Genomic DNA, 26,493 nt, shown 5'->3' on the forward strand with positions numbered 1-26,493 from the left:
ATGACGCGAACATGGCGTCGAAATAAGACGCACGTAAGCTACAGGCCCTCACTGACATCCCCCTACCTCACCGGGAGTCTGTGTCACTGATGTGACACTTACTGGCGGGCATACCGGGCCATAGTCACCGCAACCACTGTGTAGATCACGGCGACCGTGACCACCAGGGCGGCCGACCGGCCGTCCGGCGGCAGCATCAGCGCGGCGACGGCCGCCGCGCCGACGAAGGCGACGTTGAAGAGGACGTCGTAGAGGGAGAAGATCCGGCCGCGGAAACCGTCCTGGACCTCGTACTGCACGACCGTGTCCGTGGCGATCTTGGCGGCCTGGGTGGTCAGTCCCAGCACGAAGGCCGCGACCAGCAGGGGGCCGCCGGCGAACGGCAGGCCGAGAGCGGGTTCGAGGACGGCGGCGGCGCCGGCGCACACCACGATCCACCGGATGGGACCGAACCGCGCCGCGGCCCAGGGCGTCACCAGCGCGGCCGTGAAGAATCCGGCCCCGGAGAAGCCGAGGGCGAGCCCGAGCAGGCGCAGCCCCTCGGCGGTGCTCGACGTCAGTCCGTAGCGGCACAGCATCAGCACCATGACGGTCAGCGCGCCGTAGCAGAACCGCATCAGCGTCATGGCGGCCAACGCGCCCGCGGCCTCCCGGCGCCGCGGCTCGGCCAGGTGCCCCACGCCCGCCATCAGGTCGCGGACGGTGCCGCCCAACGCGGCGCCCAGCCGCGGCCGTGCCGGGCGGCGGTCCGGGCCGAGCAGTTCCGGGGCCACCAGCAGCGACACGAGGGCCGCGCACAGGTACAGGGCGGCGCCCAGCAGCACCACGGCCGCGTCGGAGTCGGCCCCGGCCAGACGCACCACGAAGGCGAGGCCGCCGCCCGCGAACGCGGCCAGGGACCCCGCGGTCGGCGACAGCGAGTTGGCCGTCACCAGCCGCTCGGCGTCGATCACCCGGGGCAGCGCGGCGGACAGCCCGGACAGGACGAAGCGGTTGACCGCGGTGACGCACAGCGCGGACACGTAGAACAGCCAGTTCGCGGCGCCGGCCAGCATCAGCGTGGCGGTGGCCGCCGCCAGCGCCGCGCGCACCAGATTGCCGTAGAGGAACACCTGACGGCGCCGCCAGCGGTCCAGCAGGACGCCGGCGAACGGGCCGACCAGGGAGTACGGCAGCAGCAGCACCGCCATGGCGGAGGCGATCGCGGCGGCCGAGGTCTGGTGTTCGGGCGAGAAGACGACGTAGGTGGCGAGGGCCACCTGGTAGACGCCGTCGGCGCTCTGGGACAGCAGCCGTATCGCGAGCAGGCGCCTGAAGTCCCGCAGGCGCAGCAGGACGCGCAGGTCACGGACGACGGCCATGGGGCACAGCCTCACATACGCGAGGGCCCCCGGTGCACGCGCGGTGCGTCCGGGGGCCCCGCAGCCCTGGCAGGAGCGGTTTCGGTGAGCGGCTCGTCAGCGCTCGACGTCGCCGCGGATGAACTTCTCGACGTTCTCGCGGGCCTCGTCGTCGAAGTACTGGACCGGCGGGGACTTCATGAAGTACGAGGACGCGGAGAGGATCGGGCCGCCGATGCCGCGGTCCTTGGCGATCTTCGCGGCGCGCAGGGCGTCGATGATGACGCCGGCGGAGTTCGGGGAGTCCCAGACCTCGAGCTTGTACTCCAGGTTCAGCGGGACGTCGCCGAAGGCGCGGCCCTCGAGGCGGACGTAGGCCCACTTGCGGTCGTCGAGCCAGGCCACGTAGTCGGACGGGCCGATGTGGACGTTCTTCTCGCCGAGGTCCCGGTCGGGGATCTGGGAGGTGACGGCCTGCGTCTTGGAGATCTTCTTGGACTCCAGGCGCTCGCGCTCGAGCATGTTCTTGAAGTCCATGTTGCCGCCGACGTTCAGCTGCATGGTGCGCTCCAGGACGACACCGCGGTCCTCGAACAGCTTCGCCATGACGCGGTGCGTGATGGTGGCGCCGACCTGCGACTTGATGTCGTCACCGACGATCGGGACGCCCGCCTCGGTGAACTTGTCCGCCCACTCCTTGGTGCCGGCGATGAAGACCGGGAGGGCGTTGACGAAGGCGACCTTGGCGTCGATGGCGCACTGGGCGTAGAACTTCGCCGCGTCCTCGGAGCCGACGGGCAGGTAGCAGACGAGGACGTCGACCTGGCGGTCCTTGAGGATCTGGACGACGTCGACCGGCTCCTCGGCGGACTCCTCGATGGTCTCGCGGTAGTACTTGCCGAGGCCGTCCAGGGTGTGGCCGCGCTGGACCGTCACGCCGGAGGAGGGCACGTCGCAGATCTTGATGGTGTTGTTCTCGGAGGCGCCGATGGCGTCCGCGAGGTCCAGACCGACCTTCTTCGCGTCGACGTCGAAGGCGGCGACGAACTCGACGTCCCGCACGTGGTAGTCGCCGAACTGCACGTGCATGAGGCCCGGGACCTTGGACGCCGGGTCGGCGTCCTTGTAGTACTCGACGCCCTGCACCAGCGATGCGGCGCAGTTGCCCACGCCGACGATGGCTACGCGAACCGAACCCATTCCGGTTGCTCCCTGTGTGTACTCGGTGAGGCCCTGAGCGGGCATCACGTGACGGTGTCGCCGGGCGTATCCGGCCGGGGCGGCTCCCCGGTCCGGGGCAGGCCGCCCGTCGCTCCAGATGTGGTGTCGTGCGGTTGAGCGGTCTCGTCGGCGGACCCCTTGAGGTCGCGTCCGGCCCGCTCGCTCTCGATGAGCTCGTTCAGCCAGCGCACTTCGCGCTCCACGGACTCCATTCCGTGGCGCTGGAGCTCGAGGGTGTAGTCGTCGAGGCGTTCCCGGGTGCGCGTGAAGGAGGCGCGCATCTTCTCCAGGCGCTCCTCCAGCCGGCTGCGGCGTCCCTCGAGCACCCGCATGCGCACGTCGCGCGACGTCTGCCCGAAGAAGGCGAAACGTGCGGCGAAGTGCTCGTCGTCGTAGGTGTCGGGGCCGGTCTGGGAGAGCAGCTCCTCGAAGTGCTCCTTACCTTCCGCCGTCAGCCGGTAGACGATCTTGGCACGGCGTCCCGCGAGCGGAGCGGCGAGGGCGTCCTCGGCCGTGTGCCCCGGTTCCTCCGTCAGCCAGCCGCTCGCGACCAGTGTCTTGAGGCAGGGGTAGAGCGTCCCGTAGCTGAAGGCGCGGAACACGCCCAGTGACGTATTGAGTCGTTTGCGCAGCTCGTAGCCGTGCATCGGGGACTCGCGGAGCAGGCCGAGTACGGCGAACTCAAGGATGCCGGAACGCCGGCCCATCGTCGCCTCCTCTCTGCCGCGACCCGGTGGTGGCGGATGCCATTGCCGGTTCCGTGACGGTCTTTATCTCGCGCTGATGTATCGACTCGATACATCACGACGATAGAACGGCGGTCCGCGTGCGACAAGAGGGGGGATGGTGAACGGGATCACATCCCTGTTTCGTTGCGACCAAGTTGCCTGGTTTGGGGTGAACTTCGGAGCACGGAGGGTTTGGCCGGTGCGTAGTCTGTGCGCCATGCAGACCACCGGGAACCGAGTGACGCCTGGGGACGTCCTCGTCCTCGGTGCAGTACGGGTGAATGCGAGACCGACCACATCCGTACTTCGGGGGGACCGGAAACCAGCCGCCGTTTCCAGGCGCGCACGGGTGCGCCTGCCCGAGGAGTAGTCGTTCGATGAGCGAGCACCGTCGCAAACCGCCGCAGCCGCAGGGAGGCGGACGTGCCGCGGCCCGACGCGGCCCCTCCGGTTCGTCCTCCGGCCGCCGTGCGGCTCCGCGAGGCGCCACCGGATCTCCCGCCGACTCCTATGGGTCCGGTTCCCATGGGGCGGGCACGTACGGCGCGGGAGACGAACAGCGCCCCTACGGCGGGCGCGCCGAGGCCCGCCGCGCGGCGCAGCGGGGCGGCGGCCGGCGCAGAGGAGCGGACCCGTCAGGACCGGGACGCGGCCGCACGGCGCCGCCCGCCAAGAAGCGAATCATCGACTACCCGCGCGCGGGCAAGGACGGCTGGCGCCGCTGGACGCCCTCCTGGAAGCTGATGACGGGCCTGTTCGTCGGCTTCGTCGGCAGCCTGGTGGCCGTCGCGGGCGTCGGCTACGCCATGGTGAGCGTGCCGAACGTCGCCGATACGGCGACCGCCCAGAACAATGTGTACTACTGGTCCGACGGTTCTGAGATGGTACGCACGGGCGGTGAGATCAACCGCCAGATCATCGATTACTCGGACATCCCGGCCGAGATGCGGTATGCCGTCATCTCGCAGGAGAACAAGACGTTCGAGACCGACAGCGGCATCGACCCGAAGGGCATCGCCCGGGCCGTGTTCAACATGGCGCGCGGCGGCCAGACACAGGGTGGCTCGACCATCACCCAGCAGTACGTCAAGAACGCGATGCTCGACGACCAGTCGCAGACCGTCTCCCGCAAGTTCAAGGAGATCTTCGTCGCCATCAAGGTCGGCACGGACGTCCCCAAGGACGAGATCATGGCGGGATACCTCAACTCCGCGTACTACGGACGCGGCGCCTACGGTCTCCAGGCGGCCTCGCGCGCGTACTTCAACAAGGACGCCACTCACCTGAACCCGGGTGAGTGCGCCTTCCTCGCGGCGATGCTCAAGGGCGCCACCTATTACGACCCGGCCGGCGCCACCTCCATCGACCCGTCCGCCACCGCCGAGGCCAACAAGAAGCGGGCCGAGACGCAGATGCAGGACACGCTCGACAAGATGGTCGAGTACGGGCATCTCAGCGCGGCCGAGCGGGACAAGTACACCACCCTCCCCAAGTGGCAGAACCCCCGGTCGAACACCCGGCTCAGCGGCCAGATCGGCTACCTGGTCGACCTCGCCAAGGCCTACATCATCAACAACACCAAGATCAGGGCGAACGACCTGCAGCAGGGCGGCTACCAGATCCACACGACCTTCGACAAGAAGAAGGTCAAGGAGCTGGAGGAGGCCGTCACCAAGGTCCGCAAGACCAACATCGACCCCAAGAAGCGCCCGACGCACGACACGTACGTCCAGTTCGGCGGCGCCTCGGTGGACCCCGGGACCGGTGCCATCAAGGCGATCTACGGCGGCGAGGACGCCACCAAGCACTTCACGAACAACGCCGACGCGACCGGCGCCCAGGTCGGCTCCACGTTCAAGCCGTTCGTGCTGGCGGCGGCCATGCGCGACGGCATCCGTGATCCCGACGGAGACGAGGTGCAGCCGCAGGACGAGCGCACCCAGGTCTCGCCCAAGAGCCGCTTCAGCGGTCAGAACAAGCTGAAGATCAAGAACTACAACGGGACCGTCTGGAAGAACGAGAAGGGCGAGGAGTGGCTGCAGACCAACGACGACCACATCTCGTACGGCTCTGCGCCCGACTACATGATCGACCTGCGTGAGGCCATGCGGGAGTCGGTCAACTCCGCCTTCGTCCAGCTCGGCATGGACGTGGGACTGGACAAGGTCAAGGATGCGGCGCTGGACGCGGGTCTGAAGAAGGACAGCCTGACCGGCACCACCTACCCGTCGTTCTCCATCGGCATCTCCGACCCCAGCGCCATCCGCATGGCGGGCGCGTACGCGACCTTCGCGGCCAGCGGCCAGCAGAACGAGCCCTTCTCCGTCACCTCGGTCGTCAACAAGGACGGACGGATCTACCAGCACGAGGACGCCACCAAGACCGCGTTCACCTCGAAGATCGCCGACAACGTCACCGATGTGCTGAAGACCGTGGTCGAGAAGGGCACGGGCACCAGCGCCAAGCTGCCGGGACGTGAGGTGGCCGGCAAGACCGGCACCACGGACGGCAACCGGTCCGCCTGGTTCGTCGGCTACACCCCGCAGCTGTCCACCGCGATCAGCATGTTCCGGCTCGACGACGACGCGAACAACAAGGCACGGACCTTCCTGCCGATGTTCGGCACCGGCGGCAAGGACAAGATCCACGGCGCCTCGTTCCCGGCCGAGATCTGGCACGACTACATGCTGCAGGCGCTGGAGGGCCAGCCGTCGAAGTCGTTCCCGACGCCCCAGCCGATCGGTGAGATCGTCAACGCCGCGCCCAGCCCGACGACGCCCGCCCCCACGGCCAGCAAGAGCGAGACGGCCGACCCGACGCCGACGAAGACGACGCCCACGCCGAGCACGACGCCCACCACCCCGACGCCCTCGCCGACCGAGACGATCTGCGGCTTCTTCGGCTGCTCCGACAACGGCGGCCAGTCGAACGGCGGGAACGGCAACGGCGCCAACGGCGGCAACGGCAATGGCGGCAACGGCGCCAACGGCGGCACCGGCGACGGCGGCGGCGGTCTCCCGTCACCGACCACCAGCGAGTCCTCCGGAGAGAACGACGGCGGTCAGGGCAGTAACTGGGGCAGTAGAGGGGGCGTCTTCGGCAATTAGCCGCAGCGCCGCCCGCCGGGGCCGTTTCACGTGAAACAGGGGCCGCCGCACCCACCGGGTGCGGCGGCCCACGGCGTTTTCCCAGCCGCGTACGGCAGGATGTCCGCATGCCCAGTGCTGAATCGACGCAAGCGAGCGCGCACGAGCCCGGCCCGGTGCCGCCGACCCGGGAGGACGAGGTCGCCGCGGCCGGCAGCGAGCTGATCGGCGGCCCGATCGGACGGCGGGCCCTGCGCGCGGCGTCCTGGTGGACCCCGGTGCGCGTCGTCGCGCTCGTCGCGATCGGCATGTTCGCCCTCGGCCTGGTCCAGAAGGCGCCGTGCTACCACAGTGCCTGGTTCTTCGGCGCCAGCTCCCAGTACACCAAGGCCTGCTACTCGGATATCCCGCACCTCTACCAGGGGCGCGGCTTCGCCGACGGCCTGGTGCCCTACTTCGACAAGCTCCCCGGCGACATGCCGTACCTGGAGTACCCGGTGCTCACCGGGGTCTTCATGGAGGTCGCCTCCTGGCTGACCCCGCACAGCGGCACCATGCAGCACCAGGAGCAGTGGTACTGGATGGTCAACGCCGGGATGCTGATGGTCTGCACGGCCGTCATCGCCGTGTGCGTGGTCCGGACGCACGCCCGGCGCCCCTGGGACGGTCTGCTGCTGGCCCTGGCGCCGGCGTTCGCGCTGACCGCGACCATCAACTGGGACCTGCTGGCGGTCGCCCTGACGGCCGCGGCGATGCTGATGTGGTCCCGCGGGCGCTCCCTCGCCTTCGGTGTCCTGCTCGGGCTCGCCACGGCCGCCAAGCTCTACCCGGTGCTCCTGCTCGGTCCGCTGCTGGTGCTGTGCTGGCGTGCGGGCCGGTGGCGGGAGTTCGGCAGCGCCCTGGGAGGTGCGGTCGTGGCCTGGCTGGTCGTGAACGTGCCGGTGATGGTCTTCGCGTCCGACGGCTGGTGGCAGTTCTACCGGTTCAGCCACGACCGGGGCGTCGACTTCGGCTCCTTCTGGCTGATCTGGTCGCAGGAGTCGAGCGACCCGCCCAGCACCGACTTCGTGAACACCACGGCCACGCTGCTGGTGGTGCTCTGCGCCCTGGGGATCGCGGCGCTGGCGCTCACCGCCCGGCGCAGGCCCCGCTTCGCCCAGCTCGCTTTCCTGATCGTGGCGGCCTTCGTCCTCACCAACAAGGTCTACTCGCCGCAGTACGTCCTGTGGCTGGTCCCGCTCGCCGTTCTGGCGCGCCCGAAGTGGCGCGACTTCCTGATCTGGCAGGCCTGCGAGGTGGCGTACTTCCTCGGGATCTGGATGTACCTCGCGTACACGACCAGCGGGGACGCCCACAAGGGGCTGCCGGCCGAGGGCTACCACTGGGCCATCGTCCTGCACCTGGCGGGCACGCTGTACCTGTGCGCGGTCGTCGTGCGCGACATCCTCCGGCCCGAACGGGACGTCGTGCGCCGTGCGGGCGACGACGACCCCTCGGGCGGTGTGCTGGACCGCGCGGAGGACGTCTTCGTCCTGCGCGCCCAGGACCCCGCACCCTACGACGAGGGCCCCGGCGAGGGGACGCGGGTGGAGTGGGGCGGCCGCCCCGCGGCCCTGCCCGAGGGCCGTTCGCTCTGAGCGAACACCGCGCGGAGGGCCGCGAACAGGCGCCGGAACGGCACGGTGCGCGACCGGCCCCGCAACGGCGCGGGGAACAGACGGAAGGCCGTACCCGGGGATCCCGGGTACGGCCTTCGGCGTGCCGGCGCTGCTCGGGGCGTCAGCGGTCCAGGATGCGGTCGAACTGCGTCGTGGTGTGCCGCAGATGGGCCACCAGCTCGTCGCCGACCTTCGGCTCCGGCGCGTCGGAGGGCACGAAGAGGATCGACACCTGCATGTGCGGCGGTTCGGCGAACCAGCGCTGCTTGCCGCCCCAGACGAACGGCGACAGATTGCGGTTCACCGTGGCCAGGCCGGCCCGTGCGACGCCCTTGGCGCGCGGCATGACGCCGTGCAGCGCCTTGGGAGCCTCCAGGCCCACTCCGTGCGACGTGCCGCCCGCCACGACCACCAGGAAGCCGTCCGAGGCGGCCTTCTGCTGCCGGTAGCCGAAGCGGTCGCCCTTGGCCACCCGGGTGACGTCCAGGACCGCGCCGCGGTACTCGGTGGCGTCGTGGTCGCCCAGCCACAGCCGCGTGCCGATACGGGCCCGGAAGCGGGTCTGCGGGAACTGCTGCTGGAGCCGGATCAGCTCCTCGGCCTTCAGATGGCTGACGAACATGGTGTGCAGCGGCAGCCTGGCCGCGCGCAGCCGGTCCATCCAGCCGATGACCTCCTCGACGGCGTCCGAGCCGTCGGTGCGGTCCAGCGGCAGATGGATGGCGAAGCCCTCCAGGCGGACGTTCTCGATGGCGGACTGGAGTTGCGGCAGCTCCTGCTCGGTGACGCCGTGCCGCTTCATCGAGGACATCACCTCGATGACCACACGGGCCCCGACGAGGCCGTAGACGCCGTCGATGGACGACACCGAGCGGATCACCCGGTCGGGCAGCGGCACGGGCTCCTCGCCGCGCCGGTAGGGCGTCAGCACCAGCAGGTCACCGCCGAACCAGTCCTTGATCCGGGCGGCCTCGTACGTGGTGCCGACGGCGAGGACGTCCGAGCCGAGCCGGGTGGCCTCCTCCGCCAGCCGTTCGTGCCCGAAGCCGTAGCCGTTGCCCTTGCAGACCGGGACCAGCCCCGGGAACTGCTCCTGCACGTGCTTGTGGTGCGCACGCCAGCGCGCGGTGTCGACGTAGAGCGTGAGCGCCATGGCCGGACCTGGGACCTTTCTCCTGGCTGTGGTGTGTCAGAGCTGTGGTGTGTCAGAGAGGGGGAGCGTGGGTCGCCGGGGACGGGAGCGCCCGCGGCGGAGCGGGGAAAGCGGTGGGCGAGCGGTCAGCGCCGCGACATGTAGATGTCGAGCGCCTTGTGGAGCAGCTTGTTGAGCGGGAAGTCCCACTCGCCGAGGTACTCGGCCGCCTGCCCGCCGGTGCCGACCTTGAACTGGATCAGGCCGAAGAGGTGGTCGGTCTCGTCCAGCGAGTCCGAGATGCCGCGCAGGTCGTAGACCGTGGCGCCCAGGGCGTAGGCGTCGCGCAGCATCCGCCACTGCATCGCGTTCGAGGGCCGCACCTCACGGCCGATGTTGTCGGAGGCGCCGTAGGAGTACCAGACGTGTCCGCCGACGATCAGCATCGTCGCCGCGGCCAGGTTCACGCCGTTGTGCCGGGCGAAGTACAGCCGCATGCGGTTGGGGTCCTCGGAGTTGAGGGCCGACCACATGCGCTGGAAGTACGACAGCGGGCGGGGCCGGAAGTGGTCGCGCACGGCCGTGATCTCGTACAGCCGCTGCCACTCCTCCAGGTCGTAGTAGCCGCCCTGGACGACCTCGACGCCGGCCTTCTCGGCCTTCTTGATGTTGCGGCGCCACAGCTGGTTGAAGTTCTTGTGCACCTCTTCCAGGGACCGGTTGGCCAGCGGCACCTGGTAGACGTAGCGCGGCTGGACGTCGCCGAAGCCGGCGCCGCCGTCCTCGCCCTGCTGCCAGCCCATCCGGCGCAGCTTGTCGGAGACCTCGAAGGCGCGGGGCTCGATGAAGTCGGCCTCCAGGTCGCGCAGGCGCTTGACGTCCGCGTCCTGGATGCCGCGCTTGATGGTCTCGGCGTTCCAGCGCCGGATGATCACCGGCGGCCCCATCTTCACCGAAAACGCGCCCTGCTGCTTGAGGTGCGCCAGCATCGGCTGGATCCAGTCCTCCAGGTTCGGCGCGAACCAGTTGATGACCGGGCCCTCGGGCAGGTAGGCGAGGTAGCGCTTGATCTTGGGGAGCTGGCGGTACAGCACGAGACCGGCGCCGACCATCTGACCCGTACGGTCGTCGAACCAGCCGAGGTTCTCCGAGCGCCACTCCGCCTTGACGTCCGCCCATGCCGGGACCTGCATGTGACTCGCCGCCGGCAGGCTCTGGATGTAGGCCAGATGCTGCTCGCGACTGATGGTCCTCAGGGTCAGGCTCATTCGGGGCGCTCCTCGGGCTGGCTTGTCCCCATGGGTTCAGGGGCTCCGGCTCTCGCGCCGAAGCCTACTGCGCCAGGGGAGCGCGCAGACTGGCCGCACACCACCTTCGCCCCGGCCCGTCGCCCGCCGGGGCGTCGCGCGCGCTCCTGGCGGGGCCTGTGCCCGCGCTCGGGGCGGGGGCGTCCGCGCCGTCGGGCGGACGTCCCCGCGCGAGGAGTGTCCGGTGCGGGCGGGTCAGCCGATGACGCCGCCGAAGGGGCCGCCGTGCCACATGCCGAGGAAGAAGCCGATGGCCGAGGCGCCGAGCCCGAGGATCAGCCCGAAGCGCTGGCGTGTCGTCACCGAGACCCACTGGCCGTACGCGCCGGTGAGGACGCCCACCAGACCGGCCCAGGAGCTGAGCAGGTGCAGGCCGGGAGCGGCCAGGCCGGTGATGAACGCGGTCAGGCCCAGCACCAGGGTGACCAGGAGCAGCGTGTCCTGGAGCGGATGGGGCTTGCCGTCGGTGGCGAAGAGGCCGTTGCCGGCGGTGTTCGGTCGCATCGTCTGTGCCATGGGCACCTCCTGCGAAAGGCGGCGCATCGTAGCGCCATCAACACCCGAGGTGTCCAGATTGCCGGGAACCGGGCACCGATTTCAACCGGAAGCACGGGTGCGGGTACTCTGTACCGTCTGCACCCGTGTCTGCCTTCCGGGCAGAGCGCAGGAGAGCCCGGCGATCCCGCCGGTCCGCCCCGCTTGTCAGTGCCGGCTGTTTTACTGGCGGACACGATTGCGTACGCATCACAACCCTCCTGCCACGGAACGACCGTGGCCGCTGAGTCCAAAGGAGGTGGGTTCCACATGCGTCACTACGAGGTGATGGTCATCCTCGACCCCGATCTCGAGGAGCGCTCTGTCTCCCCGCTGATCGAGAACTTCCTCTCTGTCGTCCGTGACGGCGGCGGAAAGGTCGAGAAGGTCGACACCTGGGGCCGTCGTCGTCTCTCGTACGAGATCAAGAAGAAGCCCGAGGGCATCTACTCGGTCATCGACCTGCAGGCCGAGCCTGCGGTCGTCAAGGAGCTCGACCGCCAGATGAACCTGAACGAGTCGGTCCTCCGGACCAAGGTCCTCCGTCCCGAGACCCACTGAGCCTTCGGCTCAGCCGGCCTCCGGGATTCGAGTAGCAGCACCAGCAGCCAGCACACCCGCCGAGAGGTTCCCCATGGCAGGCGAGACCGTCATCACGGTCATCGGCAATCTTGTCGACGACCCCGAGCTGCGCTTCACCCCCTCCGGTGCGGCGGTCGCGAAGTTCCGCGTCGCGTCCACGCCCCGCACCTTCGACCGTCAGACGAACGAGTGGAAGGACGGCGAGAGCCTGTTCCTGACCTGCTCGGTCTGGCGTCAGGCGGCGGAGAACGTCGCCGAGTCGCTCCAGCGAGGCATGCGCGTGCTCGTGCAGGGCCGGCTGAAGCAGCGGTCCTACGAGGACCGTGAGGGCGTCAAGCGCACGGTCTACGAGCTGGACGTCGACGAAGTCGGCCCCAGCCTGCGCAACGCCACGGCCAAGGTCACCAAGACCTCCGGCGGCGGCGCCCGCGGTGGCCAGGGCGGTTACGGCGGCGGCGGTGGCGGCCAGCAGGGCGGCGGCTGGGGCGGCGGCCCCGGTGGCGGCCAGCAGGGCGGCGGCGCTCCGGCCGACGACCCCTGGGCGACCGGCGCTCCCGCCGGTGGCAACCAGGGCGGCGGCGGTGGCTGGGGCGGTGGCTCCGGCGGCTCCGGTGGCTCCGGCGGCGGCTACTCGGACGAGCCTCCCTTCTAGGCCTTCGCGCCGGGTCCTTCGGGCCCGGCCGGGTCGAAGGGCGGGTCGTACCCCCACTTCTTGATCACACAGGAGAAACACCATGGCGAAGCCGCCTGTGCGCAAGCCTAAGAAGAAGGTCTGCGCTTTCTGCAAGGACAAGGTCACGTACGTGGACTACAAGGACACGAACATGCTGCGGAAGTTCATTTCCGACCGCGGCAAGATCCGTGCCCGCCGCGTGACCGGCAACTGCACGCAGCACCAGCGTGACGTCGCCACGGCCGTCAAGAACAGCCGTGAGATGGCGCTGCTGCCCTACACGTCCACCGCGCGCTAAGGGAGGGTGACCGAATCATGAAGATCATCCTCACCCACGAGGTCTCCGGCCTCGGTGCCGCCGGCGAGGTCGTCGACGTCAAGGACGGCTACGCTCGCAACTACCTGATCCCGCGGAAGTTCGCTATCCGCTGGACCAAGGGCGGCGAGAAGGACGTCGAGCAGATCCGTCGTGCTCGCAAGATCCACGAGATCCAGACCATCGAGCAGGCCAACCAGATCAAGGCCCAGCTCGAGGGTGTGAAGGTCCGTCTGGCCGTCCGCTCGGGCGACGCCGGCCGTCTCTTCGGTTCCGTCACGCCGGCCGACGTCGCTTCGGCGATCAAGGCCGCCGGTGGTCCTGAGGTCGACAAGCGCCGCATCGAGCTGGGTACGCCGATCAAGACCCTGGGCGCCCACGAGACGTCCGTGCGTCTGCACCCCGAGGTGGCCGCCAAGGTCAACATCGAGGTCGTCGCGGCCTGATCGCCGTGCTCGGCTGCGTGAGCTGAGAGAGGGGCCGTACCCGGTCGGGTACGGCCCCTCTTCGTCGCTCCCGGTCCGGTCGCGTCGGCGGGGGCTTGTTTCACGTGAAACGGGGGGTGTTGTGGCCGAGGGCAGGACATTGTCCTCAGCGGGTCGCGCCCGTCACCAGCCAGCGCCCCGAGCGGGTGCGCAGCCACAGGGTCAGCAGGCGGACGGCCATCATGAGCGTCATCGCTCCCCACAGGGCGGTGAGTCCGCCGCCGAACACCGGGACCAGGAGCGCGGCCGGGACGAAGACCGCCAGGGTGATCAGCATGGCCCTGGCCAGGTAAGGGCCGTCGCCCGCTCCCATCAGGACGCCGTCGAGGACGAAGACGACACCGCAGACCGGTTGGGAGAGCGCGACCACCAGCAGCGCGGGCAGCGCGGCGTCCTTCACGGTGGGGTCGGCGGTGAACAGGGGCAGGAACACCGGGCGGGCCACGATCACCAGAAGACCGAGGGCCACGCCGACCGCGATGCCCCACTGCACCATGCGCCGGCAGGTCTCGCGGGCGCCGTCGGTGTCCTCCGCTCCCAGGAACCGTCCGATGATGGCCTGTCCGGCGATCGCGATGGCGTCGAGCGCGAAGGCGAGCAGGCTCCACAGGGACAGGATGATCTGGTGCGCGGCGATGTCCGCGTCACCGAGGCGGGCGGCGACCGCGGTGGCGATCATGAGGATGGCCCGCAGCGAGAGCGTGCGGACGAGCAGCGGAACGCCCGCCTGGGCGGACGCCCTGATGCCGGCGGCGTCCGGCCGCAGGGAGGCGCCGTGCCGGCGGGCGCCGCGGACGACCACGGTGAGGTAGACGGCGGCCATGCCGCACTGGGCGATCACGGTGCCCCAGGCCGAGCCCGCGATGCCGAGTCCGGCGCCGTAGACGAGGCCGACGTTCAGGGCGGCGTTGGCGACGAAGCCCGCGACGGCCACGTAGAGCGGTGTCCTGGTGTTCTGCAGTCCGCGCAGGACTCCGGTCGCGGCGAGCACGACGAGCATGGCGGGGATGCCGAGGACGGAGATCCTCAGATACGTCGTCGCGTACGGAGCGGCCGTGGGGGAGGCACCGAAGACGCCCACCAGCGCGGGTGCGGTGGGCAGGGCGAGGGCGATCACCGCGGCCCCGATCAGCAGCGCCAGCCAGATGCCGTCCATGCCCTGTCGGATGGCGGCCGGGAGATCACCCGCGCCGACCCTGCGGGCGACGGCGGCCGTGGTGGCGTAGGCGAGGAAGACGAAGACGCTGACGGCCGTCGTCAGGAGGGCGGAGGCGACGCCGAGGCCGGCCAGTTGCGCGGTGCCCAGATGGCCGACGATCGCACTGTCGGCCATCACGAAGAGCGGCTCGGCGACGAGTGCGCCGAAGGCCGGTACGGCCAGTGCGGCGATCTCTCGGTCGTGCCGTCGCCGGGAGGCCGTACGGCGTGCGGGGGCCTGAGTCATGGGGGTCAATCTAGTCGTCCACAGGTAAGTGATGCAAAGGCTTTGCGATCCTTACTTACCGTCTTGAGTTGTGCACATGTGCGCATCGTTCGAAGCGAATGTGGCCCGAGTGGGAAAGTTTTTCTTCTGCACAGCCCGTGGACGGGATCACCGCAGGTCAACTGGCTGCCGCGGCAAGAGGGGAGGGCTTGTTCACAGCACTGTCCACCGGGTCGTGCACAGGTTTTGCCGAGTTCTCCACAGCATCGGGCCCGTCGTCCACATGGCCTGTGGATAACCAGATTGGCTGAAGGTGCCCGGGGGCCTACCGTGGTCCGGCGTCCGCTCCTTCCACACGGCCCGCGAACCGTCTCACAAAGACGCGCGGAAGTGGAGTCGGGCCCTCGATTTGTCAGTGCCGTGACGTAGAAGAGAGAAGCACGGCGAGGTCCGCAGCGCGGACGGGAGGAGGTGGCTCGGTGAGTATTTCCGAGCCCTTGGACGACCCCTGGGCGGACAGCGGCCCCAGCGATCGTCTGCCCGCCTCCCGGCGGCGTCCCGACGGCGGCCGCGCCCGGGACGACCAGCACGACCGGGACCGGGACAGCGGCTCCTGGGAAGGGGCGGGCTCCTCGTTCGAACGCGTCCCCCCGCAGGACCTCGACGCGGAGCAGTCCGTGCTCGGCGGCATGCTGCTGTCCAAGGACGCCATCGCCGACGTCGTCGAGATCCTCAAGGGCCACGACTTCTACAAGCCCGCACACGAGACGATCTACCAGGCGATCCTCGACGTCTACGCCAAGGGCGAGCCGGCCGACCCCATCACCATCGCGGCCGAGCTGACCAAGCGCGGCGAGATCAACAAGGTGGGCGGCGCCTCTTATCTGCACACCCTTGTGCAGACCGTGCCCACGGCGGCGAACGCCGCGTACTACGCGGAGATCGTCCACGAACGGGCGGTGCTGCGCCGCCTGGTGGAGGCCGGCACCCGCATCACCCAGATGGGATACGCGGCCGACGACGACGTCGACGAGATCGTCAACCGCGCCCAGGCCGAGATCTACGCCGTCACCGAGCAGCGCACCAGCGAGGACTACCTGCCGCTGGGCGACATCATGGAGGGCGCACTCGACGAGATCGAGGCGATCGGTTCGCGCAGCGGCGAGATGACCGGCGTGCCCACCGGGTTCACCGACTTCGACTCCCTGACCAACGGCCTGCACCCCGGTCAGATGATCGTCATCGCCGCGCGTCCCGCGATGGGCAAGTCGACGCTCGCGCTGGACTTCGCGCGGGCCGCGTCGATCAAGAACAACCTGCCCAGTGTCATCTTCTCGCTGGAGATGGGCCGCAACGAGATCGCGATGCGGCTGCTGTCGGCGGAGGCCCGGGTGGCCCTGCACCACATGCGCTCGGGCACCATGACCGACGAGGACTGGACGCGGCTCGCCCGCCGGATGCCGGACGTCTCGGCCGCCCCGCTCTACATCGACGACTCCCCCAACCTGTCGATGATGGAGATCCGCGCCAAGTGCCGCCGTCTCAAACAGCGCAACGACCTGAAGCTGGTCGTCATCGACTACCTCCAGCTGATGCAGTCCGGTGGCTCCAAGCGCGCCGAGAGCCGCCAGCAGGAGGTCTCGGACATGTCCCGTAACCTCAAGCTGCTCGCCAAGGAGCTGGAGCTGCCGGTCATCGCGCTCTCCCAGCTCAACCGCGGTCCCGAGCAGCGCACCGACAAGAAGCCGATGGTCTCCGACCTGCGTGAGTCCGGCTCCATCGAGCAGGACGCCGACATGGTCATCCTGCTGCACCGCGAGGACGCCTACGAGAAGGAGTCGCCGCGCGCCGGCGAGGCCGACCTGATCGTCGCCAAGCACCGAAACGGCCCGACCGCCACCATCACGGTCGCCTTCCAGGGTCACTACTCGCGGTTCGTGGACATGGCGCAGACCTGACCGGTCCCGCTGTAGGTTCTCAAATCTCGTGTCATTTTCTCAGTTGCAATGTCATCTGAGTGGCCGATCTGACACGGGATTGAGAATTGCTGCTCATCGTCATCACTCGTTTGGGTGATCCTGTCTCAGGTCCGGCCTGCGAGCCTCCCGCGGCTGCCAGCGGGCGGTCCGCACCGGCGCTGAACGGCTGGACCAGGAGCTGATGGACCGGGTGAAGAACGATGAGGCGTCTGAGGCGGCCCGCCTCGAACTTCAGGCCGCGCTGGAGAAGAAGCGGCTGACCAGCCGTCCCCGGCCCCGAGGCCGACGAGCCGCATGAGGACGTCGGTCCGGACCGTGCCGATCCGGCTGCTGCCCGTGCCGGGTGAGGCCCTAGACTCCTGTTTGGAGGCGATGGCCAGGCGGATGGACACCACACTCGGTGATGTCCTGCTGCACTTCGGTTTCCCGGTCCGGCAGCGGGCCGGAAACCAGTTCCGGGGCATCCCGGCGGACTGGACGATCTTCCTCGACGGACGGTTGACCGCTGCCGTCGCGCACGCCACCGGGACGGCCCGGGAGGCGGTCACTTCCCTGACCCTGGCGCACTACGACGGACGGGCTCTGCAGATGAGTGCCGGAGGGCGGGCCGTGTCGCGGCATGTCCTTTGGGGACGCGGCCGGGGATCTCGGTTCTGCCCGGAGTGTCTTCACTCAGCGGTGGACGCTGGCAGTTGTCCTGGAGGCTCGGCTTCTCCTTCGCCTGCACCCGGCACCGCTGCCTGCTGGCGGATCGCTGCCCGCACTGCGGGCAGGTTCCGCGGCAGTGACCCCGTTCAGGCCGGTCCGTCCCCCAACCGGAACTCTGCGGCAATCCGCCGGTCCGCCCTGGCGGCCCGATCACGGCTGGCTGCGGCACCGATCTGACCCGCACTTCGACGCTACTCCTGCCTCCAAGCCATCCGGTTCTCCTGGCGCAGGACCGGGTGATGGAGATCATCGACGGGGCAACGGTGGCCTTCGGCCCCTACCGGACTGTTCCCCAGTCGGCACTGGCGGTGCTGGCCGACATCCGGGCCCTGGGCATTCGCGTCCTGAGCGACCTTCCCGCTGCTGTCCTGCGTCAACGGATGCAGGCCGACATCGCAGAAGTGCACCTCGCCACCGATCCGGTCGTCCCGCGCACCGAACAGGCGGCGGATCGACCGGGGTTCATGGCCCCGCCCCGAGCCGTGGATGCCGCGGTCGCGGTCACTATGGCCCTGGGCATCCTGGAGCAGCCAGGAATCCATCCGGTCGGCGAGGCCCTGCGGGGCCTGCTGGAAGCAGTACGCGAGGAACTCACCCAGATCTCGGCGACCAGCATCGACGACTGGGGCCGGGGCATCAGCCCAGTGCTGCAGTCCGTTCACCTGGCCGCCCTCGCTCCTTCCTTCCGCCCCAGCGAGCACCTTCGCTACCGCACTATGACCGAGGCTCCCCGCAGACCAGCAAGGACCACTCGGGACATCGAGCAGCGAGCCAGGAAGATCCCGACGACGTTCTGGCCATCCTGGACGGTCCGGCTCACACCACCTGAGGGAATCCACGGACGGGCCCTGGCTCCCGTCCTCGCAGCCCTGTTGCTGATCCCCGACAGCCGCACCTCCTTGGACCAGGCTGCCCGGCTGGTCGGCGACGCCATCGACGGCATCGAGATCTCACGCCTCCTTCAGGAACTGGACGACCTTCCGCAATGGCCAGGCATCGTCACGGCCTTGGACCGACTTGCCGACCACCTCGACGCCGACGGCACCCCCCATCGACTACGGCCGGCGCCGACTCCTGGACTACGCTGGCCTGCTTCCCCACGACCGCTGGCTGAAGATCTGCCGCCGCACCGGAACACCGTCGGGGACCGGACGGCGCGAACGTATCGCCCACAGCCAGCTCTTCCAACGTCTCAGCGGCTTGCCTGCCGAGACTGTTCCCGACGAACTGGGTGGGCTCGACAGCGCAGAGTTCCGGGCGACATCCATGCACTTCACCGCGCTTCAGACCCCGGAGCTCGCACACGCCCTCCAGCAGGAAGCCCTTGCATTCCTGGCCTGGCACCACATCCATGACGAGCCCGTGACTTGGCAGCCTCCCACCGCCCTGCTGGCCGGGCTCTCCCTTCCCGGACCCGACCCGGCGCACATCGACCTGCCTCGTCTGCACCAGCTCGTCCGAGAACGCCAGCACCCCGTTCAGCACGCCGCTCAGGTCCTGGACACAACCGTCGAGGCCATCCGGCATGTCCTCGACGAACACCCAGCCCCCGCAACCCCGTTGACGAAGAACGCCGCCAGAGCCACCGGCCGCATCCGGCAGCAAGCCCGGCAAACCGTGCCGGAAGAGCGATTCACTCAGCTCTACCTCGACGAACACCAGTCTCTCCAGCAGATCGCCACCCTCACAGGCTTCTCCCGCAGAGTGCTGACCGACCTTGCCAAGGAGTACGGCATCCCCCTCCGCGAGGGCCCACAGGACTACGAACGCCGCGGCACCGTCGAACGGGACTGGCTCATGGAGCAGTACATCCACCGCTGCCGAACTCTGCCAGACCTCGCCCGCGAAACCGGCATGAGCACCGCGAACATGGCCCGCTGGGCCCACACCCACAACATCCCCCCTCCGGCCACGCGGCGGAGCCAGCCACCACACTGCCCTCCGTGCCCCCGAGCTGGCCACAGATGCTCCCGCCATCCTGCGCGCCGCCCTGACCAGCCCAAATGCCCGGCAGCGACTCGAACGCTTCGCTGCCGCCCTGCCCCACCGTCACCGAAGCCGCCCGAGCCCTCGGCATTCACCAATCGACACTGACAACCCAGATCAACCGGCTCGAAAGGGACCTGGGCCGACCCTTGATCGAACGTACTGAACGGGGCCGCAAGATGCGGCCCACTCCCTTCGGCAGAAAAGTGGCCGCTGCTGCCAAGCGTCTCATTGGCCCAGGCGGGCGGCCTTGATCGCGCGTTGGGCGAAGACGTCCTCCCGGCGGTCTTCCATCTGCCGCAACGCGTCCTTGCGGTCCCGCTTGGAGAGCCGATCAAGATACGTACGGCCCACGAGGTGATCGGTCTCGTGCTGCAGACACCGAGCGAAGTACCCCAGCCCCTCGATGACGAGAGGGTTGCCATCCTTGTCGAACCCACGGGCGACAGCACGATCGGTGCGGGGAACCGCCATGCCTGCACCGGGCACCGACAGACAGCCCTCGAAGTCGTCAATGAGCCGGCGGCTACCCGGATCGGGCAGGTCCAGAACCGGGTTGATGATGTGACCGACATGCCGGATCCCATAGTCGTCCGGACAGTCATACACGAACAGGCGCAGGTCAACGCCCACCTGGTTGGCAGCCAGGCCGGCTCCGTCGGCTACATACATGGTCAGGAACATGTCGTCGATTAACGCCGACAACTCCGGAGTCCCGAACTCGGTCACCTCCCGGCATGGACGGCTCAGCACCTCCTCACCGATCACCGTGACCCTGCGAACCGAACCCCGTCCTGCCTCTGGCGGCAGAGCCGGATAGGTGTCCACCGGGCGGCCTTGCACCCGGACTCGTCGGTCGACGGAACGTGACCGCTCGTGACGAACAGACATGAATGTCTCCCTTTTGCGCACGCCACAGATGGGCAGCGGAGGTCACCGCAGCTGATTGCCCTTCCGCAGGATTACTGCTTGCCAAGCTCTTTGCAAAGTAGCAGACTTTGCAAAGTGACTGAAGATGACGTCAACATCCCGGACGACCAGACAGCCGACACCGGCGAAGAATTGCGCGAGCACGAAGTCCGCACAGCCCTGCTGGACCTGCTCGCCGAAGTCGGCACCGTCACGGCGACCGAAGCCGCCTCCCGGCTGGGTTACAGCTCTGGCCTCTGTTCGTTCCACCTACGGCAGCTCGCACGCCACGGATACATCGAAGAGGCCCCCCACCGCGGGGGCCGCGCACGTCCCTGGCGTCTGAGGCAGCACCCACCCGCTGCCGACGCTCCCATGGCGGAGGAGCAGATCGGCGACCTGGCCCGCGGGCTGGAGGACGAGAGCTGGCAGCGATGGCTGGCTCAGCGAGACGAGGCGCCGGCCGAATGGCGTCACGACGAAGCCTTCAGTGCCGTCGCCTACCTGACACCCGAAGAGATGAGCCGGGTCGCGGACGTGATCCGACGGGCCCTCGCGCCCTACCAGGACCGCGAACAACGCCCCCTGGCCCGGCCCGACGGCGCTCGACCGGTGGCCCTCATCACCCGACTGTTCCCCCTGCTTCCCCCCACAGCAGACGGCGCGGACCAGGACTGAGGAATGGTCGGCCGTTCCGCACTCACTTGAGGAAATGACACGACGCTGAGACAGCAGGCAGATGACACGACGTGAGACAGCCTGAAAACGTCCAGGTCACCGCGACGCTGCATGACACAGAAGCTGAGAGCCTACAGTCCCGCCGTGGGGCCTCCGGGCGACACCGGGCCGGCGGCCGGCACGGGCCTCAGGGCGACACCGGGCCGGCGGCCTGCGCGCGGAAAGGCGTCGGGCCATCGCCGCGACTCGCGGTCGCGCGCTGGGAAATGCGCTCGACGCGCACCGGAGCACGGGGTGGACTGGGGGCATGACGACACCTCAGGATGAGCTGCTCCCCGGCACCCGCCGGGCCCTGCTCCACCGGATCGCCGTGGCACAGGCCGAAGGGCGCGCCCCGTCGCTCGTCGCGGCGGTCGTGCGGGGCGGGCGCGCCGTCTGGCACGGTGCGCGCACCTCGGTGGCCGGACACGCGCCGGACGAGAACACTCAGTACCGCATCGGATCGATCACCAAGACCTTCACCGCCGTGCTCGTGCTGCGGCTGCGGGACGAGGGACTGCTCGATCTCGGCGACCCGCTGGAGAAGCACCTGCCCGGCACCGATGCCGGGGAGGCCACGATCGCCGACCTGCTGGCGCACACCGGCGGGCTGGCAGCGGAGTCGCCCGCGCCCTGGTGGGAACGCACCCCCGGCAGCCTGCGTCCCGAACTCTCCGACGTGCTGGGCGAACAGCCGCTGCGGCACCCGGTCGGCCGGCGGTTCCACTACTCCAATCCCGGCTACACGCTGCTGGGCGCGCTGGTGGAGAGGCTGCGGGGCGCACCCTGGGAGGACGTGCTGCGCCGGGAGGTGCTCGAACCGCTGGACCTGCACCGCACCAGCGGGCAGCCGCAGGCGCCGCACGCGGGTGGCTGGGCGGTGCATCCCTGGGCCGACGTGCTGCTGCCCGAGCCCGCCGAGGACCTCGGCCGGATGGCGCCGGCCGGGCAGCTGTGGTCCACCACGGGGGACCTGGCCCGCTTCGCGGCCTTCCTCGTCCAGGGCGACGAGCGGGTCCTGAGCGCCGGATCGCTGCGGGAGATGCGCACCCCCGCGGCCCCGCCGCAGGAACCGGACGTGGTGGCCGGGTACGCCTACGGTCTGGGACTGGAGCTGCGACGGTCGGGCGAGCGGCTGCTCGTGGGGCACTCGGGTTCGCTGCCGGGCTTCGTCGCCTCGCTGACCATCGCGGCCGAGGACGACGTGTCCGCCGTCGTGCTGGTCAACTGCACCTCCGGGGTGTCACCGGTGGCGGTGGGCGCGGATCTCGTCCGCATCGTCGCCGACGCCGAGCCGCGCATCCCGGAGCCGTGGCGGCCGGCGCGGGAGGCCGATCCGGCGGCGCTGGAACTGGTGGGGCAGTGGTACTGGGGGACGTCCGGCTTCGGGCTGCGGCTGGGCGCCGACGGGCTCGTCTCCCTGGAGCCGCTGAGCGGCAACGGCCGCCGCTCCCGGTTCAGGCCGAACGGCGACGGAACCTGGACGGGTCTTGAGGGCTACTACGCGGGGGAGCCGCTGGTGCCCGTACGGCGGGCCGACGGCTCCGTGGACCACCTGGACCTCGGATCGTTCGTGTTCACGCGCCAGCCGTACGAGGAGGGGGCCTCGGTGCCCGGCGGAGTGGACCCGCGGGGGTGGCGGGGCATCGCGTAGGGCTTCGGAGCCCGCGCGGCCTGCCCGGGGGTGCCCGGCGTCTCCCTGCTGGGGGTGTTTCACGTGAAACGCGCCCCCCCAGCAGGGCCCGGCACCGATCAGAGGGTCATCTTGAAGCCCACGTGGGAGGCCTCGAAGCCCAGGCGCTCGTAGAAGCGGTGGGCGTCGGTGCGCGACTTGTCCGACGTCAGCTGCACCAACTGGCAGCCCGCACGCCGGGATTCCTCGATCGCCCACTCGATGAGCCTGGTGCCCAGGCCGCTGCCGCGCTCGTCGGCGTGGATGCGCACGGCTTCGATGATCGACCGGATCGCGCCGCGCCGGGACAGCCCGGGAATGATCGACAGCTGGAGGGTGCCGATGACCCGGCCCTCGCGCACGGCGACCACCAGCCGCTGGTTCGGGTCGGCGCGGAGCCTGTCCAGGGCGGACAGGTACGGCGTGAGGTCGTCCGGCGACTCCCGCCGCGCGCCCAGCGGATCGTCGGCGAGCATGCCGACGATGGAGGGAATGTCGTCGGCGACAGCGGCGCGTATTTCAAGATCTCCCATGCCCGGCACCCTACGCGGGCCGCGCGGGCCATGCGGACCGCGCGGTGTCACGCGGGAGCGGGTGCGTGCAGCGATTCGACGACCCGGACCAGCGGGGCCAGCTCCGGCTTCTCGGCGGCCTCGTCCAGCGCCTCCCGCAGGGCGGCGTCGTTGGTCGGCCGGGCCTCCTCCAGGAGCGCGAGCCCGGCTTCGGTGACGTTGGTGTAGATGCCACGGCGGTCGGTGGGGCACAGGTAGCGCTCCAGCAGCCCCCGGTCCTCAAGCCGGGTGACGAGCCGGGTGGTGGCGCTCTGGCTGAGGACGACCGCGTCGGCGACCTGCTTCATCTGGAGATGGCCGCCCTCACCGTCGTGCTGCCGGCTGAGCACGTCGAGCAGGGAGTACTCGCGCACGCTCAGGTCGTGGCCCGTCTGCAGGGCGCGCTCGATGTGCGCCTCGATCCTCCCGTGCAGCAGGGACAGGGCGCACCAGCCTTGGGCGAGCGCGGTGAGTGCGGGGTCCGTCGCAGTCATGAACCTTTCCTCCATCCCGTGGGACTGCGTCCAGGATAGGGCAGTGCCGCAATAGACGGCGATTGCATTTAACCCGCGCATGCAACTATTGTGTGAGCACGTAGAGCGCACTTGCAATCTTTGGGAAGGTAGTCCCTCCATGCCTCTCGCGCTTCTGGCCCTCGCGATCGGGGCCTTCGGAATCGGTACGACCGAGTTCGTGATCATGGGGCTGCTCCCCGAGGTCGCGAGCGACTTCGGGGTCTCCATCCCCACGGCCGGTCTCCTTGTGACCGGCTACGCGCTGGGCGTCATGCTCGGCGCTCCGCTGATGACCGTGCTCGGCACGAAGATCTCCCGCAAGCGCATGCTGATGCTGCTGATGGGACTGTTCATCGCCGGGAACCTGCTCTCGGCGATGGCCCCCGCGTTCTCCGTCATGCTGATCGGCCGTGTGGTCGCCTCACTGGCCCACGGCGCCTTCTTCGGCATCGGCTCCGTGGTCGCGGCCGAACTCGTCGCGCCGCACAAGCGGGCCGGCGCCATCGCGATGATGTTCACCGGCCTGACGGTCGCCAACGTCGTGGGCGTTCCGCTCGGCACCCTGGTCGGGCAGTCCGCCGGATGGCGCGTCACCTTCGCCCTCGTCGCCGCCCTCGGCGTGATCGGCCTGGCCGGCATCGCCAAGCTGGTGCCCGATCTGCCCAGGCCCGAGGGTGTGCACCTGCGGCACGAGCTGGCCGCCCTGAAGAACGCCCAGGTCCTGCTGGCCATGGCGATGACCGTGCTCGGCTTCGGCGGTGTCTTTGCGGCCATCACCTACATCGCGCCGATGATGACCCACGTCGCCGGTTTCTCCGACGGCTCGGTCACCTGGCTGCTGGTCCTGTTCGGGCTCGGCATGGTGGCCGGGAACCTCGTCGGCGGCAAGTTCGCCGACCGGGCCCTGATGCCGATGCTGTACGTCTCCCTGAGCGCCCTGGCCGTGGTGCTCGCCCTCTTCACGGTCACCGCTCACAACCGGTTCGCGGCGGCCGCGACCATCGTCCTGATCGGCGCCCTGGGATTCGCGACCGTGCCGCCCCTGCAAAAGCGCGTCCTGGACCAGGCACACGGCGCCCCGACGCTGGCCTCGGCCCTCAACATCGGCGCCTTCAACCTCGGCAACGCGCTGTCCGCCTGGCTGGGCGGCCTCGTCATCGCGGCCGGCCTCGGTTACACGGCGCCCAACTGGGTCGGCGCGGCCCTCGCCGCGGGGGCCCTGGTCCTCGCCCTCCTCTCCGCCGCCCTGGAACGCCGGGACAGCGCCCCGAGCACGGCCTTCGATGCCGTCGACGCCACCGACCGGCCGATCGCCGTCCGGCACTGAGCAGGCGACCGCCTCCGGCACCGCACCGCGGCCGCACGGCCGCCGGAGGCGGCCCCCGCCCCATCCACCGTCGGCCGCCCCGACCGCTGTCGACCGACCCACCCCCCACCGCACCCCTCTTGAGGAGAACCCCCGCATGAGCACCACCACTGCCGTAGCCCCGCTGACCACCCAGGACGCCGAGGCGCTCGTCGCCGCCGCCCGACAGGCGGCGGAGGACGCCGGCGTCGCGGTCAGCGTCACCGTGCTGGACGCGGGCGGGCATCTGCTCGCCTTCCGCCGGGACGACCGCGCCGTCCTGATCTCGGGGGAGACCAGCACCCGCAAGGCCTACACGGCCCTGCAACTGGACGCCGCCACCGCCGACCTCGTGACCGCCGTGCAGCCGGGAGCCCCCTTCCACACCCTGCCCACCGCGCTCGACCGGCCGCTGCTGTTCATCGCGGGCGGGGTGCCCGTACGGCGTGCGGGCCGGCTGATCGGCGCCGTCGGCGTCGGCGGCGGCGCGCCGGAGCAGGACCACGGCTTCGCCGTCACCGCGCTGGAGAGCATCGCCTGACCAGCCCCCGGTGTGACGACGCCGGCCCCGCGGACACCGCGGGGCCGGCGTTCACGTGCCGTGTGGGTCCGGTGTCCTCAGCCCGCCGCCACGGTCAGCGGAGCGAAGCGCCGGGTCCAGTCGCCGGGCAGCTCCGGGATGCCGTAGGTCATGACGGAGTTGGAGAAGACGGAGGCCAGCCCGCGCTGTTGCGCCCAGGACAGCAGCTCCTCGTGGCGCGCGTCGATGTCGGTGCGCAGCGGGCGGTCGGTACGGGCGGCGACGGCGGTGACGAGGGCCTTGGCGGTCTCCGTGTCGCGGGCGATCAGCGGGCCGACGACATGGGTGTCCATGTTGGGCCAGGCAGCCGTGTACCCGATGATCCGGCCGCCGTCCTCCGCGACCAGGAGATGGTCGGAGAACGCGGGCAGCCGGGTGATGAGGGGGGTGCGGTCGGCGCCGAACACCTCCTCGTCCAGCCCGATGATGCCGGTAAGGTCCTCGGCGGTGGCCGCCCGCGTGGCGACGGCGGACGGTGTCCCGTCCGGGACGAAGCGGCCGACCACCATCTCCGCCCGCCCGGTGATCTTGAAGCCGAGTTCCTCGTACAGGGGGCGGCCGTAGGGCGTCGCGTGCAGGGTCAGCGGCGTGGGGCCCGCCAGCGAGAGGACGTGACCCATCAGGCGGCGTCCGACGCCCTGGCGGGCGTGCCGTTGGGCGACCAGGACCATGCCGACGGCGGCCAGGTCCGGGCGGCCCTGTGCGCCGTACTCGGTGACCACGCAGGCGGCCACGAGCCCGCCGTCGGGGTCGTCGATGCCGTAGGCCTTCCCGGCGGTGAGCAGGAGCCCCCATTTGTGCTCCTCGCGCTGCCACCCCCGGTTCTCGGACAGGTCTGCGCAGGCGGTGAGATCGCGGAGCGTCAGGCGGCGGATGGGCAGGGCGGCGGGGGAAGGAGTCGACACGCTGGTCAGGCTGTCCGACGGGTGCCGTCGGCGTCCAGCCGTTTCCGCCGAGAGGTGCGTGCTTTTGGTCATGCCGTGACCGGATGTACAGCGCCCCGACGGCTGCCGGGCGTTTCACGTGAAACACCGCCCCGCGAACCG

Annotated in this window: 26 protein-coding genes; 13 read left to right on the plus strand and 13 right to left on the minus strand. The window is 69.8% G+C overall.

The features are described from left to right. Window positions 1-98: 98 nt before the first annotated feature. From ABEB07_RS07350 to ABEB07_RS07360, 3 genes are all read right to left on the minus strand, one after another. Window positions 99-1,361: an MFS transporter gene (locus ABEB07_RS07350; RefSeq protein ID WP_345667505.1), complete on the minus strand. Its 1,263-nt coding sequence runs from the start codon at window positions 1,359-1,361 to the stop codon at window positions 99-101. A 96-nt stretch (window positions 1,362-1,457) separates the two neighbouring features. Continuing rightward, window positions 1,458-2,540: an inositol-3-phosphate synthase gene (locus ABEB07_RS07355; RefSeq protein WP_176149707.1), complete on the minus strand. Its 1,083-nt coding sequence runs from the start codon at window positions 2,538-2,540 to the stop codon at window positions 1,458-1,460. A 44-nt stretch (window positions 2,541-2,584) separates the two neighbouring features. After that, complete coding sequence (locus tag ABEB07_RS07360; RefSeq protein ID WP_345667506.1) at window positions 2,585-3,268, minus strand: PadR family transcriptional regulator; 684 nt, start codon at window positions 3,266-3,268, stop codon at window positions 2,585-2,587. A 398-nt stretch (window positions 3,269-3,666) separates the two neighbouring features. Here ABEB07_RS07360 and ABEB07_RS07365 point away from each other — a divergent pair, with 398 nt between their 5' ends. Both ABEB07_RS07365 and ABEB07_RS07370 read left to right on the plus strand, forming a co-directional pair. Next, complete coding sequence (locus ABEB07_RS07365; protein WP_345667507.1) at window positions 3,667-6,396, plus strand: transglycosylase domain-containing protein; 2,730 nt, start codon at window positions 3,667-3,669, stop codon at window positions 6,394-6,396. Window positions 6,397-6,503: 107 nt separating this feature from the next. Further along, window positions 6,504-8,012, plus strand: a complete 1,509-nt coding sequence (locus ABEB07_RS07370) for a glycosyltransferase family 87 protein (RefSeq protein WP_345667509.1) — start codon at window positions 6,504-6,506, stop codon at window positions 8,010-8,012. A gap of 142 nt (window positions 8,013-8,154) precedes the next feature. Here ABEB07_RS07370 and ABEB07_RS07375 read toward each other — a convergent pair whose 3' ends face one another. From ABEB07_RS07375 to ABEB07_RS07385, 3 genes are all read right to left on the minus strand, one after another. Continuing rightward, complete coding sequence (locus ABEB07_RS07375; RefSeq protein ID WP_345667510.1) at window positions 8,155-9,186, minus strand: alanine racemase; 1,032 nt, start codon at window positions 9,184-9,186, stop codon at window positions 8,155-8,157. 125 nt (window positions 9,187-9,311) lie between these two features. Then, window positions 9,312-10,433: a peptidoglycan bridge formation glycyltransferase FemX gene (femX, locus tag ABEB07_RS07380; RefSeq protein WP_164589582.1), complete on the minus strand. Its 1,122-nt coding sequence runs from the start codon at window positions 10,431-10,433 to the stop codon at window positions 9,312-9,314. 234 nt (window positions 10,434-10,667) lie between these two features. Further along, entirely contained in the window at window positions 10,668-10,988 is a 321-nt protein-coding gene (locus ABEB07_RS07385) for a hypothetical protein (protein WP_164589581.1), read from the minus strand. 288 nt (window positions 10,989-11,276) lie between these two features. Between ABEB07_RS07385 and rpsF the strand changes: the two genes are divergently transcribed. The 4 genes from rpsF to rplI all read left to right on the plus strand — a co-directional run bounded on the left by rpsF (window position 11,277) and on the right by rplI (window position 13,023). After that, window positions 11,277-11,567 (plus strand): 30S ribosomal protein S6, encoded by a 291-nt coding sequence (gene rpsF, locus ABEB07_RS07390; protein WP_019324683.1) that lies wholly within the window; start codon window positions 11,277-11,279, stop codon window positions 11,565-11,567. 73 nt (window positions 11,568-11,640) lie between these two features. Further along, on the plus strand, window positions 11,641-12,240 hold the full coding sequence (locus tag ABEB07_RS07395) for a single-stranded DNA-binding protein (RefSeq protein WP_176149703.1): 600 nt from the start codon (window positions 11,641-11,643) through the stop codon (window positions 12,238-12,240). An 82-nt stretch (window positions 12,241-12,322) separates the two neighbouring features. Next, a complete protein-coding gene (rpsR, locus tag ABEB07_RS07400; RefSeq protein ID WP_003949403.1) occupies window positions 12,323-12,559 on the plus strand; it encodes a 30S ribosomal protein S18 in 237 nt (78 codons plus the stop codon). Between the two features lie 17 nt (window positions 12,560-12,576). Continuing rightward, window positions 12,577-13,023: a 50S ribosomal protein L9 gene (gene rplI, locus ABEB07_RS07405; protein WP_176149702.1), complete on the plus strand. Its 447-nt coding sequence runs from the start codon at window positions 12,577-12,579 to the stop codon at window positions 13,021-13,023. A 145-nt stretch (window positions 13,024-13,168) separates the two neighbouring features. Here rplI and ABEB07_RS07410 read toward each other — a convergent pair whose 3' ends face one another. Then, the gene (locus tag ABEB07_RS07410) at window positions 13,169-14,506 is read right to left on the minus strand and encodes an MATE family efflux transporter (RefSeq protein ID WP_345667511.1); all 1,338 of its coding nucleotides are present in this window, start codon (window positions 14,504-14,506) and stop codon (window positions 13,169-13,171) included. A gap of 458 nt (window positions 14,507-14,964) precedes the next feature. Between ABEB07_RS07410 and dnaB the strand changes: the two genes are divergently transcribed. Beyond that, window positions 14,965-16,443, plus strand: coding sequence for a replicative DNA helicase (dnaB, locus tag ABEB07_RS07415; protein WP_176149700.1), 1,479 nt, complete (start codon window positions 14,965-14,967; stop codon window positions 16,441-16,443). 393 nt (window positions 16,444-16,836) lie between these two features. Further along, window positions 16,837-17,349, plus strand: coding sequence for a TniQ family protein (locus ABEB07_RS07420; RefSeq protein ID WP_345667584.1), 513 nt, complete (start codon window positions 16,837-16,839; stop codon window positions 17,347-17,349). A 14-nt stretch (window positions 17,350-17,363) separates the two neighbouring features. Here the strand turns inward: ABEB07_RS07420 and ABEB07_RS07425 are convergent, their stop codons facing one another. After that, window positions 17,364-17,834, minus strand: coding sequence for a hypothetical protein (locus ABEB07_RS07425; RefSeq protein ID WP_345667513.1), 471 nt, complete (start codon window positions 17,832-17,834; stop codon window positions 17,364-17,366). A gap of 337 nt (window positions 17,835-18,171) precedes the next feature. Then, a complete protein-coding gene (locus ABEB07_RS07430; RefSeq protein WP_345667514.1) occupies window positions 18,172-18,987 on the minus strand; it encodes a hypothetical protein in 816 nt (271 codons plus the stop codon). 188 nt (window positions 18,988-19,175) lie between these two features. Between ABEB07_RS07430 and ABEB07_RS07435 the strand changes: the two genes are divergently transcribed. Then, on the plus strand, window positions 19,176-19,412 hold the full coding sequence (locus tag ABEB07_RS07435; RefSeq protein WP_345667515.1) for a LysR family transcriptional regulator: 237 nt from the start codon (window positions 19,176-19,178) through the stop codon (window positions 19,410-19,412). Here ABEB07_RS07435 and def read toward each other — a convergent pair. After that, window positions 19,387-20,049 (minus strand): peptide deformylase, encoded by a 663-nt coding sequence (def, locus tag ABEB07_RS07440; RefSeq protein ID WP_345667517.1) that lies wholly within the window; start codon window positions 20,047-20,049, stop codon window positions 19,387-19,389. The two genes, ABEB07_RS07435 and def, sit on opposite strands and share 26 nt — an antisense overlap. Before the next feature lie 114 nt (window positions 20,050-20,163). On the opposite strand from def, the gene ABEB07_RS07445 reads away from it, so the two are divergent. After that, window positions 20,164-20,745, plus strand: a complete 582-nt coding sequence (locus ABEB07_RS07445) for a winged helix-turn-helix domain-containing protein (RefSeq protein WP_345667518.1) — start codon at window positions 20,164-20,166, stop codon at window positions 20,743-20,745. Between the two features lie 307 nt (window positions 20,746-21,052). Next, the gene (locus ABEB07_RS07450) at window positions 21,053-22,438 is read left to right on the plus strand and encodes a serine hydrolase domain-containing protein (protein WP_345667519.1); all 1,386 of its coding nucleotides are present in this window, start codon (window positions 21,053-21,055) and stop codon (window positions 22,436-22,438) included. 98 nt (window positions 22,439-22,536) lie between these two features. On the opposite strand, the gene ABEB07_RS07455 is transcribed toward ABEB07_RS07450, so the two are convergent. After that, the gene (locus ABEB07_RS07455) at window positions 22,537-22,989 is read right to left on the minus strand and encodes a GNAT family N-acetyltransferase (protein WP_345667520.1); all 453 of its coding nucleotides are present in this window, start codon (window positions 22,987-22,989) and stop codon (window positions 22,537-22,539) included. Between the two features lie 47 nt (window positions 22,990-23,036). Next, on the minus strand, window positions 23,037-23,501 hold the full coding sequence (locus tag ABEB07_RS07460; RefSeq protein ID WP_176149695.1) for a MarR family winged helix-turn-helix transcriptional regulator: 465 nt from the start codon (window positions 23,499-23,501) through the stop codon (window positions 23,037-23,039). A 139-nt stretch (window positions 23,502-23,640) separates the two neighbouring features. Here ABEB07_RS07460 and ABEB07_RS07465 point away from each other — a divergent pair, with 139 nt between their 5' ends. Together ABEB07_RS07465 and ABEB07_RS07470 are read left to right on the plus strand one after the other, a co-directional pair. Beyond that, window positions 23,641-24,849, plus strand: a complete 1,209-nt coding sequence (locus ABEB07_RS07465; RefSeq protein WP_345667521.1) for an MFS transporter — start codon at window positions 23,641-23,643, stop codon at window positions 24,847-24,849. Window positions 24,850-24,985: 136 nt separating this feature from the next. Further along, window positions 24,986-25,408, plus strand: a complete 423-nt coding sequence (locus ABEB07_RS07470; protein WP_176149693.1) for a GlcG/HbpS family heme-binding protein — start codon at window positions 24,986-24,988, stop codon at window positions 25,406-25,408. A gap of 77 nt (window positions 25,409-25,485) precedes the next feature. Here the strand turns inward: ABEB07_RS07470 and ABEB07_RS07475 are convergent, their stop codons facing one another. After that, window positions 25,486-26,352, minus strand: a complete 867-nt coding sequence (locus ABEB07_RS07475) for a GNAT family N-acetyltransferase (protein ID WP_345667522.1) — start codon at window positions 26,350-26,352, stop codon at window positions 25,486-25,488. Between the last annotated feature and the right edge of the window lie 141 nt (window positions 26,353-26,493).

It is taken from the genome of Streptomyces similanensis (genome assembly GCF_039543625.1).
Classification (GTDB): domain Bacteria; phylum Actinomycetota; class Actinomycetes; order Streptomycetales; family Streptomycetaceae; genus Streptomyces; species Streptomyces similanensis.